The sequence below is a fragment of the Kitasatospora sp. NPDC052868 genome (assembly GCF_044547105.1).
Taxonomy (GTDB): Bacteria; Actinomycetota; Actinomycetes; order Streptomycetales; family Streptomycetaceae; genus Kitasatospora.
Genome location: NZ_JBITZW010000016.1, coordinates 101,238 through 117,861 on the forward strand (window position 1 = coordinate 101,238; position 16,624 = coordinate 117,861).

Consider the following 16,624-nt stretch of genomic DNA (forward strand, 5'->3'; position numbering starts at 1 on the left):
CCGTCCTGCAAACCCAGTCCTCAAGCCCGAGTCGGTCGGAATCGACACCGCGCGTCCGACGCGCGATTTCCTTCCCCGCCCGCTCGGGCGGCCGGTACGGGTTCGAGTCCACTCATCGTCCGAGAGGTTGTTCGTGTCGGCCAGCACATCCCGTTCACTTCCCCCCGAGATCGCCGAGTCCGCGGCTCTGCTGGCGCTCATCGAGCGGGGCAAGGCCCAGGGGCAGATCGCCGGTGACGACGTGCGCCAGGCGTTCGAGGCGGACCAGATCCCGGTCACCAAGTGGAAGAACGTCATGCGCAGCCTCAACCAGGTTCTGATTGAGGAAGGGGTGGATCTCATGGTCAGCGCGGCCGAACCGGCCGGCGCCAAGCGCAAGAGCGTCGCGGCCAAGAGCCCCACCAAGCGCACGGCGACCAAGGCGGTCACCACCCGCAACCCTGCCGCGCCCTCGGCACCGACCAAGCCGCCGGTGCGGATCGCGCCCGGTGCGACCATCTCCACCCCGTCGGTCGCGGCCGCCACGGCCTCGGTCAGCACCGTGTCCGCCGAGATCACGGTCGAGGGGTCGACGTCCGTCGCCGCGGAGCTGCTGAAGGCGGTTCCGACGAAGAAGGCCGTCCCCGCCAAGAAGACCGCCGCCAAGAAGACCGCTGCGCCGGCCAAGAAGGTCGCGGCCAAGAAGACCGCGGCCGGCAAGGGCAAGGGCGACGAGGAGGTCATCGGCGAGGAGGAGCTGCTCGAGGACGCCGCGCTGCCCGGTGACAAGGCGGCGGGCGAGGAGGCGGAGCCCGAGGAGGAGTCGCAGGGCTTCGTGCTCTCCGACGACGACGAGGACGACGCCCCGGCCCAGCAGGTCGCCGTCGCCGGTGCCACCGCAGACCCGGTCAAGGACTACCTGAAGCAGATCGGCAAGGTCCCGCTGCTCAACGCCGAGCAGGAGGTCGAGCTCGCCAAGCGCATCGAGGCCGGCCTGTTCGCCGAGGACAAGCTCTCGGCCGCCGACAAGCTCGCCCCCAAGCTCAAGCGCGAGCTGGAGATCATCGCCGAGGACGGCCGCCGCGCCAAGAACCACCTGCTGGAGGCCAACCTCCGCCTGGTGGTCTCGCTGGCCAAGCGCTACACCGGTCGCGGCATGCTCTTCCTGGACCTGATCCAGGAGGGGAACCTCGGTCTGATCCGTGCGGTCGAGAAGTTCGACTACACCAAGGGCTACAAGTTCTCCACCTACGCGACGTGGTGGATCCGCCAGGCGATCACCCGCGCGATGGCCGACCAGGCCCGCACCATCCGTATCCCGGTGCACATGGTCGAGGTCATCAACAAGCTGGCCCGCGTCCAGCGCCAGATGCTCCAGGACCTGGGTCGCGAGCCCACCCCGGAGGAGCTGGCCAAGGAGCTCGACATGACCCCTGAGAAGGTCATCGAGGTCCAGAAGTACGGCCGCGAGCCCATTTCGCTGCACACCCCGCTCGGCGAGGACGGCGACAGCGAGTTCGGTGACCTCATCGAGGACTCCGAGGCCGTCGTCCCGGCCGACGCGGTCTCCTTCACCCTGCTCCAGGAGCAGCTGCACTCGGTGCTGGACACCCTGTCCGAGCGCGAGGCGGGCGTGGTGTCGATGCGCTTCGGCCTGACGGACGGTCAGCCGAAGACGCTGGACGAGATCGGCAAGGTGTACGGGGTCACCCGTGAGCGCATCCGCCAGATCGAGTCCAAGACCATGTCGAAGCTGCGCCACCCGTCGCGCTCCCAGGTGCTGCGCGACTACCTGGACTAATCGGCAGGACCGCAGGGCGCGAGCCCTGCGGAGAGCTTGACGGCAGAGGCCCGGAGCACACCGCTCCGGGCCTCTGCGCATGTCCGGGGCCGGGCACGTCAGCGTCCGGGTGGCTCTTGTCCCTCGTCCGGGTGGCCGTGCGTCGGGAACCGGTCGCACACCGTAGTTGATCACCTACGCTGTGCCGGTTGCCTGCTGCCGAGCCACCCTGGAGAAACGGTGCTGCCCAACCCGGACCGCACGGACCTGCCGACTGCCGCACCGACGCCGGTACGTCCGGACCGGCCGAGGGGCCGGCGCCACCGGGCCGCCGTCCTGGCCCTGCTGGCCGCGCTGCCCGCGCCGCTCGTCGCACTCGGCCCGGCCGCTCCGGCCGAGGCGCAGCGCCGGATCGTCGGGGGTTCGGCCGTCGGCACCTCCGACCACCCGTGGGTGGTCGCGCTGTCCAGCCGGCCGCAGTTCGGCAACGGGCGCTCGGGGCAGTTCTGCGGCGCCGCGCTGGTCGCGCCGACCAAGGTGGTGACGGCCGCGCACTGCTTCTACGACGAGTCCAAGGGCAAGCGGGTGGACCGGCCGGAGCTGAAGGCCGTGATCGGCCGGGACGATCTGCGGGGTTCGGCCGGGCACGAGGTGCCGGTCCAGTCGGTCTGGGTCCACCCCGACTACGCCTTCGCCGCCAACATGAACGATGTGGCGGTGCTCACCCTCGCCGAGCCGCAGACGGACCGGTCGGTGATCGACCTGGTCGGCCAGGGCGAGACCGAGCCGTACGCGCCGGGGACGAGGGCGCAGGTCTTCGGCTGGGGGGACACCACCGGGACCGGTAACTACTCGCCCACGCTGCGTGGGGTGGAGGTGCCGATCATCGCGGACCAGACCTGTGCGCACGCCTACCCCGGCGGTCAGGACGGGCGCTTCGACGCCCGCGGCATGGTCTGCGCGGGCGAGGAGAAGGGCGGCAGGGACGCCTGCCAGGGGGACAGCGGCGGTCCGCTGGTGGTCGGCGGGCGGCTGGCCGGACTGGTCTCCTGGGGGACTGGCTGCGCGGAGGCGGCCCACCCCGGCGTCTACACCAGGATCGGCGCGGTCTCGGACGCGGTTCGCTCGGTCCTGTGACCGGGCGCTCACGGCCGGTGGCCTTCTGATCCGGCGTCGGCCCGCCCGGCCGACAGCGGTGTCGGCCGGTGTGAGGGCGGCAGGTGGGGAAAACAGCGGAGCCGGGCGGCCGAACCTCCTTGGGGAGGCCCGCCGCCCGGCTCACCGGTCATGCGCAGTGCACGGCCGGACACAGCTCGTGGCTGATTGCTGCTGTGGCGCCTCGGATCAGCGCTCCTCGTCGGCGGCCGTGGCCGTGGCCGTGGTGCTGAGACGGCCGCTCTCGTCCTGTATCTCCACGGCGATCTTCTTGAGCTCGGGCTCGAACTTCCGGCCGTGGTGGGCGCAGAAGAGCAGCTCTCCACCGCTGGCGAGTACGACGCGCAGGTAAGCCTGGGCGCCGCAGCGGTCGCAGCGGTCAGCCGCGGTGAGCGGGCTCGCAGGGGTCAGAACAGTAGTCACGTCGCCTCTTCTCTAGCTCGACGAGCTGTCGTACCAGGGTCAACATCCAACCAGGCCGAAAACGTTCCCGCTCGTGGCTTTTCTTCTTTGAGGATTCTGCAGGTGTTGATGAGGACGTGCCCCGGGGGCCGGTGGTTCATGCGTACCGAATCCCAGGATCCGTCTATCGCTCGAACGCCCGATCGGGACCGGGTGCCGAGGTCCGCGTAGCATAATCCTCTGCTGGGTTGGAGCATAAGCCCCGTCCCAGGCCCCGGTAGCCTGCATAACGGCAGTTCCGGAGCCTGTGCCCGGCCCCACGGTCCGCCAGGACCGGTGGTACCGGGAGGAGATGGCGCCCCGGCGCCCCGAATCCGGCGCAGCCCTTGTTCGCGCAGCGCGTACAAGCTGCGCGGGACCGGCCCGCCGTGCTGTGCACCGAGCGGAGGGGTGTACACACGCAGGGGAACGAATGTCGGTGCGATGTGCTGCACTGGCGGACGATCCGGGTGTGCCCGGATGTGACCGATGAGACAGAACTTCACCGAGGAGAGTGCCGCGTGAGTGCCGAAACGACCGTGCCGTCCGCACTGCTGGCCGGCGACGACGGTTCCAACTACACCGCTCGGCACCTGCTCGTCCTGGAGGGCCTGGAGGCGGTCCGCAAGCGTCCCGGCATGTACATCGGCTCGACCGACAGCCGGGGCCTGATGCACTGCCTCTGGGAGATCATCGACAACTCCGTCGACGAGGCCCTCGGCGGCTACTGCGACCGCATCGACGTGATCCTGCACGACGACTCCTCGGTCGAGGTCCGCGACAACGGCCGAGGCATCCCGGTGGACGTCGAGCCCAAGACCGGCCTGTCCGGCGTCGAGGTCGTGATGACCAAGCTGCACGCCGGCGGCAAGTTCGGCGGCGGCTCCTACGCGGCCTCCGGCGGTCTGCACGGCGTCGGCGCCTCCGTCGTCAACGCCCTCTCCGCCCGCCTGGACGTCGAGGTCGACCGCAGCGGCCACACCCACGGCATCAGCTTCCGCCGCGGCACCCCCGGGATCTTCACCGAGACCAGCCCGGACGCGCCCTTCGAGCCCGCCAACGGCCTCACCAAGGTCCGCAAGGTGCCGAAGACCCGCACCGGCACCCGGATCCGCTACTGGGCCGACCGGCAGATCTTCCTCAAGGAGGCCAGGCTCTCCCTGGAGGGCCTGCACAGCCGGGCCCGGCAGACCGCCTTCCTCGTCCCCGGCCTCACCATCGTGGTCCGTGACGAGCGCCTGACGGAGAGCGACAAGGTCGAGGAGTCGACCTTCCGCTACGACGGCGGCATCGGCGAGTTCTGCGAGTTCCTCGCACCCGACAAGCCGGTCTGCGACGTGCTGCGGCTGCAGGGCGAGGGCACGTTCAAGGAGACCGTGCCCGTCCTGGACGAGCTCGGCCACATGACGCCCACCGAGGTCACCCGCACCCTCGGCGTGGACATCGCGCTGCGCTGGGGCGCCGGCTACGACACCACCCTGCGGTCCTTCGTCAACATCATCGCCACCCCCAAGGGCGGCACCCACGTCACCGGCTTCGAGCGCTCGCTCGCCAAGACCGTCAACGAGGCGCTTCGGTCCGCCAAGCTGCTGCGGGTGGCCGAGGACGACATCACCAAGGACGATGCCACCGAGGGCCTCACCGCGGTGGTCACCGTCCGCCTCGCCGAGCCGCAGTTCGAGGGCCAGACCAAGGAGGTGCTGGGCACCTCGGCCGCCAACCGGATCGTCGCCGCGGTGGTCGCCAAGGAGCTCAAGGCCTTCCTGACCTCCGCCAAGAAGGACGAGAAGGTCCAGGCCCGGGCCGTCATGGAGAAGGTGGTCGCCGCCGCCCGCACCCGCGTCGCGGCCCGCCAGCACAAGGAGGCCCAGCGCCGGAAGACGGCGCTGGAGACCAGCTCGCTGCCGGCCAAGCTGGCCGACTGCCGCAGCGACGACGTCGACCGCACCGAACTCTTCATCGTCGAGGGGGACTCCGCGCTCGGCACCGCCAAGCTGGCCCGCAACTCCGAGTTCCAGGCCCTGCTGCCGATCCGCGGCAAGATCCTCAACGTCCAGAAGGCGTCCGTGAGCGACATGCTCAAGAACGCCGAGTGCGCCTCGATCATCCAGGTGATAGGGGCCGGTTCGGGCCGCACCTTCGACATCGACCAGGCCCGCTACGGCCGGGTCATCTTCATGGCCGACGCCGACGTCGACGGCTCGCACATCCGCATCCTGCTGCTGACGCTCTTTCAGCGCTACATGCGTCCGATGGTCGAGCAGGGCCGGATCTTCGCGGCCGTGCCGCCGCTGCACCGGATCGAGCTCACCAACCCCAAGCGCGGCCAGGAGAAGTACCACTACACCTACTCCGACGCCGAGCTGCGCTCCACCCTGCTGGAGTTCCAGCGCAAGGGCCTGCGCTGGAAGGACCCGGTCCAGCGGTACAAGGGCCTCGGCGAGATGGACGCCGACCAGCTGGCCGAGACCACCATGGACCCGCGCCACCGCACGCTGCGCCGGATCAACCTGGGCGACCTGGAGCAGGCCGAGAAGATCTTCGACCTGCTGATGGGCAACGACGTCGCCCCGCGCAAGGAGTTCATCGTCGACTCGGCGGCCACCCTGGACCGCTCCCGCATCGACGCCTGAGCGCACCCGGCCGCCTGAGCGCACCCGGTCGTCGCGGGCCCTCCACCCACGGGTGGAGGGCCCGTGTGCTGCCGGATCCACCCGCCCGTCCACCCGGGCTCCGATCAGCCGCAGGCGCCGGATCCGTAGCGTCGGGGAGGTCAGCAGCAGCCTCCCGTCGGTACGGAGAGTCCGATGAGCACCTTTGTCAACGTCGTCGCGGTCATCGCGGTGATGGCCCTGGTCGTCGGCCGCCAGATGCGCGCGCAGCGTCTGGACACCGAGCGCCGTTTCTGGGTCCTGCCACTGGTCCTCGGCGGGCTCGCGCTGCGCGACCCGCAGTTGATCGACCACGAGCACACCGCACAGTCCGCCGTCCTGCTCGGGTGCGGACTGGTGGCGGTGCTCGCGATGGGCTCCGTCTGGGGCTGGACCGTCCGGCTCTGGCGGGCCGAGGACGGCACGCTCTGGGCCAGGGGCACCAGGGCCACCCTGGCCGCCTGGGCGGGGATGGTCGTCATCCGGGCGGGCATCTACGGGACCGGCACGGCCCTGCACGTCCACCAGACGGGCAGCGCCCTGCTGCTCGGCCTGGCGGTGCTGCTCCTGGCCCGCACGCTCGTGGTGAACTGGAGGGCCCGGATGCTGGAGGTCCCGGAGGCGGCCGCAGAGCCCGTACCGGTCCGAAGCCGTGAGTTGTGAGGGAGGCACCCGTGGCCGGGTGGTACTGGACCCGCTGGCCGTCCCGCGAGGGGATGGAACGCGATGCCGAGAGCCGGCCGCGGCGGATCCTCACCGTGCTCGGCCGCGGAATCCTGCTGGTCACCGTCTGCTGGGGGACCTTCTCCGACGGGAGGTACACCGGCTGGGCGGCCGCCGCTGCGGCGGCCGGGCTGGCCGCGGCCGTCGGCCTGAGCGCCGGATACCTGTACGCCAGCCGGGAGCAGCGCCCGGTGGCGGCGTTCGGCCTCGCCGCCGGACTGCTCGGCGCGGCCTGGCTGGCCAACTGGGGGCAGGCCTTCCTGCTCGCCGACGTCCTCTGGTACGGGCTGGCCGTGACCGCCATCGTCCGGCTGCCGCCCGCGCCGGCGCTGCTCACCGCGGCGGCCGCGCTCGGCTCGTACGCCGCCGTCAGCTGGGCGAGTTGGCTGAGCGTCATCGCCACCGTCGGCGGGCTCGTCCTGCTCGGCTACCTGCTGCGGCTGGACATCGAGGCGCGCGGCACCGCGCGGCGGCTGCTCGTCCAGGAGCGGGCCGCCCGGGCCGCCGAGGCGGAGAGCGCGGCGCTCGCCGAACGGGCCAGGATCGCCCGGGAGATCCACGACGTGCTGGCCCACAGCCTCTCCGCCCAGCTGGTCCACCTGGAGGCGGCCCGGCTGATGCTGGACGCCGGTACCGACCGGCAGCAGGTCCGCGAACGCGTGGTGGCCGCGCGGCGGATGGCGCAGGACGGCCTGGCCGAGACCCGGCAGGCGCTCTCCGCGCTGCGCGGCGAGTTCACCCCGGTCGGGGAGTTCCTGGTGGAGCTGGCGGGCCGTGAGCGGGCCGGGCTCTCCGTCACAGGGGTTCCGCGTCCGCTGGCGGCCGAGGCGGGGCTCGCGGTCCGGCGCACGGCGCAGGAGGCGCTGACCAACGTCCGCAAGCACGCCCCCGGCGCGCGCTGCACGGTCGAACTCCGCTACCTGGCCGAGGAGGTGGAGCTGGAGGTACGCAACGCCCGGCCGGCCCGTGGCGAACCCGCCGCCGAGCTGGCCGCCAGCGGCAGCGGGTACGGTCTGCTGGGGATGCGCGAACGCGCGGAACTGCTCGGCGGCTCCCTGCTGGCGGGCCCGGAGGACGGAGGGTGGCGCGTGCTGCTGAGGGTGCCGGCATGACGACGGGGAACACCAGGGTGCTGGTCGCCGACGACCAGACGGTGGTGCGCGAGGGCATCGTGATGCTGCTCGGGCTGCTGCCGGGCATCGAGGTGGTCGGCGCGGCCGCCGACGGCGAGGAGGCCGTCGCGCTGGTGGAGCGGTACCACCCGGACGTGGTCCTGATGGACCTGCGGATGCCGCGGGTGGACGGGGTCGAGGCGACCCGGCGGATCCGCGCCGCCCACCCGGAGACCGAGGTCGTGGTGCTCACCACGTACGCCGACGACGACTCGCTGTTCCCCGCGCTGCAGGCCGGGGCCCGCGGCTACCTCACCAAGGACGCCGGCGGCGAGGAGATCGCCCGGGCCATCGCGGACGTCCGCTCGGGCGCGGCCGGCCTCTCACCGCTGGTGCAACTGCGGCTGCTGGAACGGCTGGCGGGCGCAGGTCCGACGGCTCCCGGGGAGCCCGGCCCGGCCTCGGCGGAGCCCTACCCGAGCCGGTCCGGCGAGCTCCCGGACGGGCTGACCGCCCGGGAGGCCGAGGTGCTGGCGCTGATCGCCGAGGGGCTCTCCAACACCGAGATCGCCCGGCGGCTGTTCGTCAGCCCGGCCACGGTGAAGACGCACATCAACAACCTGTTCGCCAAAACCGCCGTCCGGGACCGGGCGCAGGCGGTCGCGTACGCCTTCCGACACGGGATCACCGGTACGCAGCAGTAGTCGGATGAGTGTCTGTCGGATCATCGATCACCTCATCGAGTGAACGTATCTGCATTGGTCGTTGGGGGTGTTCGCGGGCCACCATCATGGGTGCGGTCAGAGCGCCCTCGGCCCAGGAGCAGCAGTGCCACAGCAGCAGACGAGCAGTCCCGAGCAGGGGCAGCGATTCGACTGGTGGGCCGCCGCTCCCGCCACCACCCCCGAACCCGGGCGGCCGGCCGCCGCGCCCGCGGCCCCCGTCCAACCGGCCCCGGTGCAGCCCGCCGCCGCTCCGCCGCCCGTCGCGTCGGCGCCCGCCGCTCCGCCGCCCGTCGTGCCGATGCCCGCCGTGTCGGTGTCCGCTTACCCGGTGTCCGCCCATCCGGTGTCCGCCCATCCGGTGCCCGTGCAGCCGGCGCCCGCCGGGCCGGGCCGGGCCGGCAGCCACAGCACCGAGGTGTACCGCTCCGTCCAGGCCAGCGACTCCTTCCAGGAGATCCGGCGCGGCTACCGGTCCTTCGTCTTCCCCGTCAGCGGGGCCTTCCTCGGCTGGTACCTGATGTACGTCGCCGCGCAGGCCTGCGCGCCCGGGCTGATGCGCAGCCAGATCGCCGGCCCGGTCAACGTGGCCTGGCTGCTCGGTCTGCTGCAGTTCGCCTCGACCTTCCTGCTCACCTGGCTCTACGCCCGCAACGCCCGGACCAAGCGCGACCGGGCCGCCCTCGACCTCCGCTGGGACACCCAGGACCAATTGCGATGACCACCGCCACCCCGCCCCCTGTCGCCCCCGCCGGGGACCACCACGATCTGGCCATCGTGCTGTTCGCCGTCATCGTCCTGGTCACCCTGGCGATCACCCTCTGGGTGGGCCGCCGAGGCAGCGCCGCCGAGGACTTCTACGCCGGCGGGCGCGACTTCACCCCGCTGCAGAACGGCTTCGCGCTCTCCGGGGACTACCTCTCCGCCGCGTCCTTCCTCGGTGTCGCCGGGCTGATCGCCCTCTACGGCTACGACGGCGTGCTCTACAGCATCGGCTTCCTGGTCGCCTGGCTGGTGGTGCTGATGCTGGTCGCCGAGCTGGTCCGCAACGCCGGCCGGTACACCCTGGCCGACGTGCTGGCGCTGCGGCTGCGCCGCCGCAAGGTCCGGGCCGCGGCCGGCGGCGCCAGCGTGGTCGTCACCCTGCTCTACCTGGTCGCCCAGATGGTCGGTGCGGGCAGCCTGGTCGCCCTGCTGCTCGGCACCAACAGCGGTGCGGCCCGGACCTGGACCATCGTGGCGGTCGGTGGTCTGATGATCATCTATGTCACGGTCGGCGGGATGCGGGCCACCACCTGGATCCAGATCGTCAAGGCGTTCCTGCTGATCGCGGGCTCGGTGCTGCTCACCGTGCTGCTCATGGTCCGCTTCCACGGGGACGTGGCCGAGCTGATGCGGCAGGCGGCTCAGCACAGCGGCGCCGGGCAGCGCTACCTGGAGCCCGGGCTCAAGTACGGCAAGAGCGTGACCAGCCGGATCGACTTCTTCAGCCTCGGCCTGGCCCTGGTGCTGGGCACCGCGGGCCTGCCGCACATCCTCTCCCGCTTCTACACGGTGCCCACCGCGCGGGCCGCCCGCCGCTCCACGATGTGGGCGATCGGGCTGGTCGGCGGCTTCTACCTGATGGCCATCGCGCTGGGGCTGGGCGCCACCGCGCTGGTCGGCTCGGCGGAGGTCCGGCACGCCAACGCGGCCGGGAACACCGCCGTCCCGCTGCTGGCCCTGGTGCTCGGCGGCGGCAACGGCAGCACCGGCGGGGTGGTGCTGTTCGCGCTGATCTCGGCGATCGCCTTCGCCACCATCCTCGCCGTGGTCGCCGGACTGACCCTGGCCTCCTCGGCGGCCTTCGCACACGACATCTGGGCGGGCGCCTGGCGCGACCGCCCCCGGCGCAGGCGTCGGCGTGCCGCCGTCCCGGCCGCCCGGGCGGGGCGCGGCGAGGCCGGCGAGCGCCAGGAGGTCTGGGTCGCGCGGATCGCGGCGGTGGGGATCGGCGCGGTCGCGATCGCGCTCAGCCTCTTCGCCCAGCAGCTGAACGTCGCCTTCCTGGTCGGCCTGGCCTTCGCCGTCGCCGCCTCGGCCAATCTGCCGGTGCTGCTCTACACGCTGTTCTGGCGCCGGTTCACCGCCCGCGGCGCGGTCTGGTCGGTGTACGGGGGGCTGGTGCCGGCCATCGTGCTGGTGACCTTCTCGCCGGTCGTCTCGGGCAGCAAGGTGGCGCTCTTCCCCGGGGTGGACTTCCACTGGTTCCCGCTGGAGAACCCGGGCCTGATCTCGATCCCGCTCGGGTTCCTGGCCGGCTGGATCGGCACGCTGACCTCGCCCGAGCCGGCCGACCCGGACCGCTACGCCGAGCTGGAGGTGCGCGCCCTCACCGGCGCCGGCGCCGCGTAGCAGCGGCCGTACCCGAACCCCGGCGGGCGCCTCGGACCGGCGCCCGGCCGGGGTTCGTCACGTCCGGGCGGCCAGGCCGTAGCGGTGCTCGGGCCGGCCGGTGTCGCCGTAGCGCAGGGTCAGCCGCAGCCGGCTGTCGCGCTCCAGCTGCTTGAGGTAGCGCTGCGCGGTGGAGCGGCTCAGCCCGGCGGCGTCCGCGACCTCCTGGGCGGAGAGCGGGCGTCCGGCCCGCCGCAGCACCCCGAGGACCAGGTCGGTGGTGGGGGCCGAGTGGCCCTTGGGCAGCGCGGGGGCGGGGGCGGCGGCGCTGCGCAGGGTGGCGAACAGCCGGTCCACCTCGTCCTGGCCGGCCTCCCGAGCGGCCGGCCCGGCCAGGGCGTGCCGCAGCTGCGCGTACGCGACCAGCTTGTCGCGCAGCCCGGCGAAGGTGAACGGCTTGACCAGGTACTGCAGCGCGCCGTGCTGCATGGCGGCGTGCACCGTGGAGACGTCCCGGGCGGCCGTCACCATCATCACGTCGCAGGCCACCTGCCGGTCCCGCAGCCGGCGCACCAGGGCGAGGCCGGTCTCGTCGGGCAGGTGGTGGTCGAGCAGCAGCAGGTCCACCGGACGGCGCTCCAGCGCGGCCAGCGCCTCGCCGGCCGAGTGCGCGGTGCCGACCACCCGGAAGCCGGGCACCTTGGCCACGTACGCGGCGTGCACATCGGCGACCCGGAAGTCGTCGTCCACCACGAGTACGTCGATCATCACGCCTCCACGAGCGGTGCGGTGCGGCCGTCGGCCGGGGTCAAGGCAGGCGGGGTCAAGGCAGGCGGGGTCCGGTCGGGCGGGGTCTGCGCGGGCGGGGTCGGTACGCACGGGATCGGGGGCCGGGTGTGCAGGGCCTCGGGCAGCTCGACGGTGAACCGGGCGCCGCCGAGCGGGCCGCAGTCCAGCCCGATCCGGCCGCCGGCCCGTTCGACCAGCCGCCGCACCATCGCCAGGCCGAGCCCGCGCGGGCGGTGCGCGGGCGCCTCCTTGCTCGTCCACCCCTCCTCGAAGACCCGCTCGCGCAGCCGCTCGGGCACCCCGGGGCCGCTGTCCGAGACCTGCACCAGCAGGGTGGAGCCGGCCGCGGCCAGGGTCACCTCCAGCCGCCCGCCGCCACCCGGCGCCAGCGCGTCCACCGCGTTGTCGATCAGGTTGCCCAGCACGGTGACCAGCGCCCGGGCGTCCACCACCGCGTCCGGCAGGTGGGCGGCCGGGGCGACCAGCAGCCGCACGCCGCGCTCGCCCGCCACCGCCGTCTTGCCGGCCAGCAGCGCGGCCACGTGCGGGTCCTGCACCTGCTCGGCGATCCGCGCCGCGACCGCCGCGTGCGAACCGGACTGCTCCGAGATGAACGCCACCGCCTGCTCGTACCGGCCCAGCTCCAGCAGGCCCAGCAGGGTGTGCATCCGATTGGCGTGCTCGTGGTCCTGCGCCCGCAGCGCCTCGGTGAGGCTGCGGGTGGTGTCCAGCTCCCGGACCAGCGACTCCAACTCCGTCCGGTCGCGCAGCGTCACCACCGCGCCGCCCTCGGCCGTCGCCATCCGGTTCACCACCAGGACCCGGTCGTCCCGGACGGCCGGCAGGTCGGCGCCGGCGATCCGCCCGGTCAGCACGTCGGCCAGCCGGCCCGGCGGCAGCACGGCGTCGATCGGCCGCCCGGTGCAGTCCCCGGGCAGGCCGAGCAGCCGCACCGCCTCGTCGTTGGCCAGCCGGATCCGGCCGCGCTCGTCCAGCGCCACCATGCCCTCGCGGATCCCGTGCAGCATCGCCTCCCGCTCCACCAGCAGCGCCGAGATGTCGGCCAGCGCGATGTTGTGGGTGCGCCGCTTGAGCCGCCGGGCCAGCACCAGGGTGGCGGCGGTGCCCGCGGCCAGACCCGCGCCCGCGCAGAGCAGGATCCCGGTGAGCATCTTCAGCAGCCGCCGCCGGATGGAGTCGTCGCTGATGCCGACCGACACCTCACCGACGATCCGCCCGTCCGCCGCCCGCAGCGGCACCTTGCCGCGCGCGGTGCGGCCCAGGGTGCCCTGCTGGATGGCGGTCACGCTGCGCCCGCTGAGGGCGGGCTCCGGGTCGGTGCTGACCCGGTGGCCGATCCGGTCCGGGTCGGTGTGCGAGAGCCGGATCCCGGACAGGTCGGTGATCACGACGAAGCTGGCGCCGGTGGCCAGCCGGATCTGCTCGGCGTTGCGCTGCGCGGTGGCGGAGTCGCGGACCTCGGCGGCGCGGGCGATCACCTCGTCGCCGGCGGTGGCCTGGGCGATCGACAGGGCGCGCTGCATCGCGTCGTGGTCGAGCTCGGAGCTGACCGGCGCCAGGAACAGCCCGGCGGTGACGGCGGTGACGCCGACCGTGACGACGGTCTGGCCGAGCAGCAGCTGGGCGAAGACCCGGCGGGGCCAGTGGGGGCGGCGGGGCCAGTGCGGGCGCTTCATCCGGGCCTCCTCTCGGCGGCTGGGTGGACGGGGGCGGTCGGAGGGGCGGGCGGCTGCGGGCGGCCCGGGCAGGGGCGGTAGCGGTGGCGGTGGCCGGGCAGGCGGGAGCCGCGGGCGGCTCGGGCGGTCGGCTGGCACACCCTACGTTTCCGGGGTGGGTCTGTCAGCTGCGTCCCCGCTGTTGTAGCGGAAGCAAAACGAGCAGAACAGCCCTCAACGCGGAGAACCCGCAGTACGCCGACAAGCCTCCCGCCGGGTGCCCGGCCGCTCCTAGCCTCCCGGGGCAAGCACAGACCCGGGAGGTCCAATGAGCGAGCGAAGCGCGCGAACCACGAAGCGGGGCGCGTTGCGCGAGGCGCACGTCGAGCGAAGCGAGGCGTGGGCATGAGCACAACCCCGGCGATCGAGTTGACCGGCGCGACCAAGCGGTTCCGCACCCCCTCCGGGGTGCTGCACACCGCCGTCCGCGATCTCGACCTGACCGTCGCCCAAGGTGAGTTCGTGGCCGTCGTCGGCCCGACCGGCTGCGGCAAGTCCACCACGCTGACCCTGGTCAGCGGTCTGGAGGAGCCCACCGAGGGCGACGTCCGGGTGTACGGCGAGCCGGTGGACGGGATCAACGACAAGGTCGGGTTCGTCTTCCAGCAGGACGCCGTCTTCCCCTGGCGGACCGTCCTGTCGAACGTGATGGCCGGCCCGCGCTTCCGCGGGGTCCCCGCCGCCGAGGCCAGGGAACGGGCCCGTGACTGGCTGGCCAGGGTCGGCCTGGGCGCCTTCGAGGACCGCTACCCGCACCAGCTGTCCGGCGGTATGCGCAAGCGCGTCGCGCTCGCCCAGACCTTCGTCAACGACCCCGGCATCCTGCTGATGGACGAGCCGTTCTCGGCGCTGGACGTGCAGACCCGCGCCCTGATGTCCGACCAGCTGCTGGAGCTGTGGGCCGGCACCGGCTCCTCGGTGGTCTTCGTCACCCACGACCTGGACGAGGCGATCGCCCTCGCCGACCGGGTCGTGGTGATGACGGCCGGTCCGGCCACCGTCAAGGAGGTCTTCACCGTCGACCTGCCGCGCCCGCGCACCGTGGAGGCCGTCCGGCTGGAGCCGAGGTTCATCGAGCTGTACCGCGAGATCTGGGCGTCGCTCGGCGAAGAGGTCCGCATCACCCGGGAGAGAGGAGCGGGTCGTGCCGCTTGAGACCGCAGTGGCCGGCACGCAGCCGGCGGCCGTCCCCGCCAGCAGGACGGCGGCCCGCGAACGGGCGGCCCGCAACCGGAGGCTGGGGGTCTACGCGGCCAGGGTCGCGGTGCTCGCCGCCTTCCTCGGCCTCTGGGAGGTCTGCGCCCGCACCGAGGTCATCGACCCGTTCAACTTCTCCCAGCCGTCGAGGATCTGGGCGCAGATCTGGCAGTGGATCACCCATGGCACGGCCCAGGGCTCGCTCGGCGAACAGATCGGCTACACCCTCTACGAGGCCCTCACCGGCTGGGTCATCGGCGTCACCGGCGGTGTGCTGCTCGGCATCGCACTCGGCCGGATCCGCTTCCTGGCCGAGGTGTTCGGGCCCTACATCAAGGTGCTGAACGCCATCCCGCGGATCGTGCTGGCTCCGATCTTCCTGATCTGGTTCGGCCTGGGACCGGCCTCCAAGGTGGCCTCGGCCGTGGTGCTGGTGTTCTTCCCGGTGTTCTTCAACGCCTTCCAGGGCGCCCGCGAGGTGGACCGCAACCTCGTCGCCAACGCCCGCATCCTGGGCGCAAACAGCCGCAAGGTCACCCTGCAGGTGGTCATCCCCGCCGCCACCACCTGGATCTTCACCAGCCTGCACGTCAGCTTCGGCTTCGCGCTGATCGGCGCCATCGTCGGCGAGTACATCGGTGCGACCAAGGGCCTCGGCCTGCTCGTCGCCGCCGCCCAGGGCACCTTCAACGCGGCCGGCGTGTACGCCGCGATGACCATCCTCGCCGTGGTCGCGCTGTTCACCGAAGGGCTGCTGACCTTCGCCGAGAAGAAGCTGTTCCGCTGGAAGCCCGCCGACTCCGGCGACGGCCGCTGACCCCCACCGCACTTCGAGAGAGGCACCCCCACCCATGCGCCCCAACCCGATCGGCAGATCCGCCGCAGCCGCCCTCGCCGCCGTCCTGCTGTTCCCGCTCGCCGGCTGCGCCAACGACGCCGCCTCGACCTCCCACAACGGCGCCGCCCCGGCCGGGCGGAAGGTCGACGGCCCCAAGGTCAAGATCATGGTCGGCGGCCTGGACAAGGTCATCTACCTGCCCGCCATGCTCACCCAGCGCCTCGGGTACTTCGCCGACGCCGGCGTCAACGTCGAGCTGATGAGCGAGCCGGCCGGCGTCAACGCCACCACCGCGCTGCTCGCCGGGGACGTCCAGGGCGCCGTCGGCTTCTACGACCACACCATCGACCTCCAGGCCAAGGGCAAGAACGTGGAGTCCGTGGTCCAGTTCTCCCAGGCCCCGGGCGAGGTCGAGATCGTCTCCGCCAAGCAGGCCGAGGCCATCCGGTCCGGCGCGGACTTCAAGGGCCGCAAGCTCGGCGTCACCAGCGTCGGCTCCTCGACCGACTTCCTCACCAAGTACCTGGCCGTCAAGAACGGCACGGCGGTCAGCGAGTTCAGCCCGATCGCGGTCGGCGCCGGGCAGACCTTCATCGCCGCCCTCCAACAGGGCAGCATCGACGCCGGCATGACGACGGATCCGACGGTCGCCACCATCCTGGACAAGGGCCTCGGCAGGATCCTCTACGACATGCGCACCCCCGAGGGCTCCCGCGAGGCGCTCGGCGGGCTCTACCCGTCCTCCTCGCTCTACATGAACACCGAGTGGGTGGGGAAGAACAAGGACACCACCCAGCGGCTCGCCGACGCGTTCGTGCGGACGCTCACGTGGATGTCCACCCACAGCCCGCAGGAGATCGCCGCCGCGATGCCCGCCGACTACGCGCAGGGCGGCGCCGAGCAGTACGCGGCGGCGATCAAGGCCACCCTGCCGATGTTCACCACCGACGGCGTGATGCCCGCCGACGGCCCGAAGACGGTGCTCGCCGTGCTCGCCGCCTTCCACCCGGACGTCCGGGGCAAGGAGGGCTCGATCGACCTCGCCCGCACCTACACCACCGAGTTCGTCGCCAAGGCCGCGACCAAGGGCTGAACCCGTGCGAGGGCCCCGCGCCAGGGGCCGAACCC

General features: G+C 72.5%; 14 protein-coding genes. 11 read left to right on the plus strand and 3 right to left on the minus strand.

What is annotated here, in order from left to right; genetic code table 11:
* Positions 1-133 precede the first annotated feature (133 nt).
* Together ACIGZJ_RS25360 and ACIGZJ_RS25365 are read left to right on the plus strand one after the other, a co-directional pair.
* Positions 134-1,780 carry an RNA polymerase sigma factor gene (locus ACIGZJ_RS25360; protein ID WP_396459359.1) on the plus strand — a complete coding sequence of 549 codons (1,647 nt, stop codon included), beginning with the start codon at positions 134-136 and terminating at the stop codon, positions 1,778-1,780.
* A gap of 315 nt (positions 1,781-2,095) precedes the next feature.
* A complete protein-coding gene (locus tag ACIGZJ_RS25365; RefSeq protein WP_396459398.1) occupies positions 2,096-2,896 on the plus strand; it encodes a S1 family peptidase in 801 nt (266 codons plus the stop codon).
* 207 nt (positions 2,897-3,103) lie between these two features.
* Here the strand turns inward: ACIGZJ_RS25365 and ACIGZJ_RS25370 are convergent, their stop codons facing one another.
* The gene (locus ACIGZJ_RS25370) at positions 3,104-3,337 is read right to left on the minus strand and encodes a hypothetical protein (protein WP_396459360.1); all 234 of its coding nucleotides are present in this window, start codon (positions 3,335-3,337) and stop codon (positions 3,104-3,106) included.
* Positions 3,338-3,876: 539 nt separating this feature from the next.
* On the opposite strand from ACIGZJ_RS25370, the gene ACIGZJ_RS25375 reads away from it, so the two are divergent.
* The 6 genes from ACIGZJ_RS25375 (at position 3,877) to ACIGZJ_RS25400 (ending at position 10,957) form a co-directional block, all read left to right on the plus strand.
* Positions 3,877-5,988, plus strand: a complete 2,112-nt coding sequence (locus ACIGZJ_RS25375) for a type IIA DNA topoisomerase subunit B (protein ID WP_396459361.1) — start codon at positions 3,877-3,879, stop codon at positions 5,986-5,988.
* Between the two features lie 174 nt (positions 5,989-6,162).
* Positions 6,163-6,669, plus strand: a complete 507-nt coding sequence (locus ACIGZJ_RS25380) for a DUF1453 domain-containing protein (protein WP_396459362.1) — start codon at positions 6,163-6,165, stop codon at positions 6,667-6,669.
* A 53-nt stretch (positions 6,670-6,722) separates the two neighbouring features.
* A complete protein-coding gene (locus ACIGZJ_RS25385; RefSeq protein WP_396459399.1) occupies positions 6,723-7,841 on the plus strand; it encodes a sensor histidine kinase in 1,119 nt (372 codons plus the stop codon).
* A complete protein-coding gene (locus tag ACIGZJ_RS25390; RefSeq protein WP_396459363.1) occupies positions 7,838-8,545 on the plus strand; it encodes a response regulator in 708 nt (235 codons plus the stop codon). The genes ACIGZJ_RS25385 and ACIGZJ_RS25390 overlap by 4 nt, the downstream gene beginning before the upstream one ends.
* A gap of 124 nt (positions 8,546-8,669) precedes the next feature.
* A complete protein-coding gene (locus ACIGZJ_RS25395; protein WP_396459364.1) occupies positions 8,670-9,284 on the plus strand; it encodes a DUF485 domain-containing protein in 615 nt (204 codons plus the stop codon).
* Positions 9,281-10,957 (plus strand): cation acetate symporter, encoded by a 1,677-nt coding sequence (locus ACIGZJ_RS25400; protein ID WP_396459365.1) that lies wholly within the window; start codon positions 9,281-9,283, stop codon positions 10,955-10,957. The genes ACIGZJ_RS25395 and ACIGZJ_RS25400 overlap by 4 nt, the downstream gene beginning before the upstream one ends.
* Before the next feature lie 57 nt (positions 10,958-11,014).
* On the opposite strand, the gene ACIGZJ_RS25405 is transcribed toward ACIGZJ_RS25400, so the two are convergent.
* Together ACIGZJ_RS25405 and ACIGZJ_RS25410 are read right to left on the minus strand one after the other, a co-directional pair.
* Positions 11,015-11,704, minus strand: coding sequence for a response regulator (locus tag ACIGZJ_RS25405; protein ID WP_396459366.1), 690 nt, complete (start codon positions 11,702-11,704; stop codon positions 11,015-11,017).
* Entirely contained in the window at positions 11,704-13,422 is a 1,719-nt protein-coding gene (locus ACIGZJ_RS25410; RefSeq protein ID WP_396459367.1) for an ATP-binding protein, read from the minus strand. The genes ACIGZJ_RS25405 and ACIGZJ_RS25410 overlap by 1 nt, the downstream gene beginning before the upstream one ends.
* Positions 13,423-13,806: 384 nt before the next feature.
* Between ACIGZJ_RS25410 and ACIGZJ_RS25415 the strand changes: the two genes are divergently transcribed.
* From ACIGZJ_RS25415 to ACIGZJ_RS25425, 3 genes are read left to right on the plus strand one after another with little or no spacing between them, the layout of a single operon-like run.
* Entirely contained in the window at positions 13,807-14,616 is an 810-nt protein-coding gene (locus ACIGZJ_RS25415; RefSeq protein WP_396459368.1) for an ABC transporter ATP-binding protein, read from the plus strand.
* Positions 14,606-15,475, plus strand: a complete 870-nt coding sequence (locus ACIGZJ_RS25420; RefSeq protein WP_396459369.1) for an ABC transporter permease — start codon at positions 14,606-14,608, stop codon at positions 15,473-15,475. Before ACIGZJ_RS25415 ends, ACIGZJ_RS25420 begins: the two co-directional genes overlap by 11 nt.
* A 34-nt stretch (positions 15,476-15,509) precedes the next feature.
* Positions 15,510-16,589 carry an ABC transporter substrate-binding protein gene (locus tag ACIGZJ_RS25425; RefSeq protein ID WP_396459370.1) on the plus strand — a complete coding sequence of 360 codons (1,080 nt, stop codon included), beginning with the start codon at positions 15,510-15,512 and terminating at the stop codon, positions 16,587-16,589.
* Positions 16,590-16,624: the final 35 nt, after the last annotated feature.

What these genes read in the sequence shown, in the direction of transcription:
- ACIGZJ_RS25425 (WP_396459370.1), top strand. Translation starts at nt 15,510, where the DNA reads ATGCGCCCCAACCCGATCGGCAGATCCGCCGCAGCCGCCCTCGCCGCC.
- ACIGZJ_RS25390 (WP_396459363.1), top strand. Translation starts at nt 7,838, where the DNA reads ATGACGACGGGGAACACCAGGGTGCTGGTCGCCGACGACCAGACGGTG.
- ACIGZJ_RS25415 (WP_396459368.1), top strand. Translation starts at nt 13,807, where the DNA reads ATGAGCACAACCCCGGCGATCGAGTTGACCGGCGCGACCAAGCGGTTC.
- ACIGZJ_RS25380 (WP_396459362.1), top strand. Translation starts at nt 6,163, where the DNA reads ATGAGCACCTTTGTCAACGTCGTCGCGGTCATCGCGGTGATGGCCCTG.
- ACIGZJ_RS25405 (WP_396459366.1), bottom strand. Translation starts at nt 11,704, where the DNA reads ATGATCGACGTACTCGTGGTGGACGACGACTTCCGGGTCGCCGATGTG.
- ACIGZJ_RS25385 (WP_396459399.1), top strand. Translation starts at nt 6,723, where the DNA reads ATGGAACGCGATGCCGAGAGCCGGCCGCGGCGGATCCTCACCGTGCTC.
- ACIGZJ_RS25410 (WP_396459367.1), bottom strand. Translation starts at nt 13,422, where the DNA reads ATGAAGCGCCCGCACTGGCCCCGCCGCCCCCACTGGCCCCGCCGGGTC.
- ACIGZJ_RS25400 (WP_396459365.1), top strand. Translation starts at nt 9,281, where the DNA reads ATGACCACCGCCACCCCGCCCCCTGTCGCCCCCGCCGGGGACCACCAC.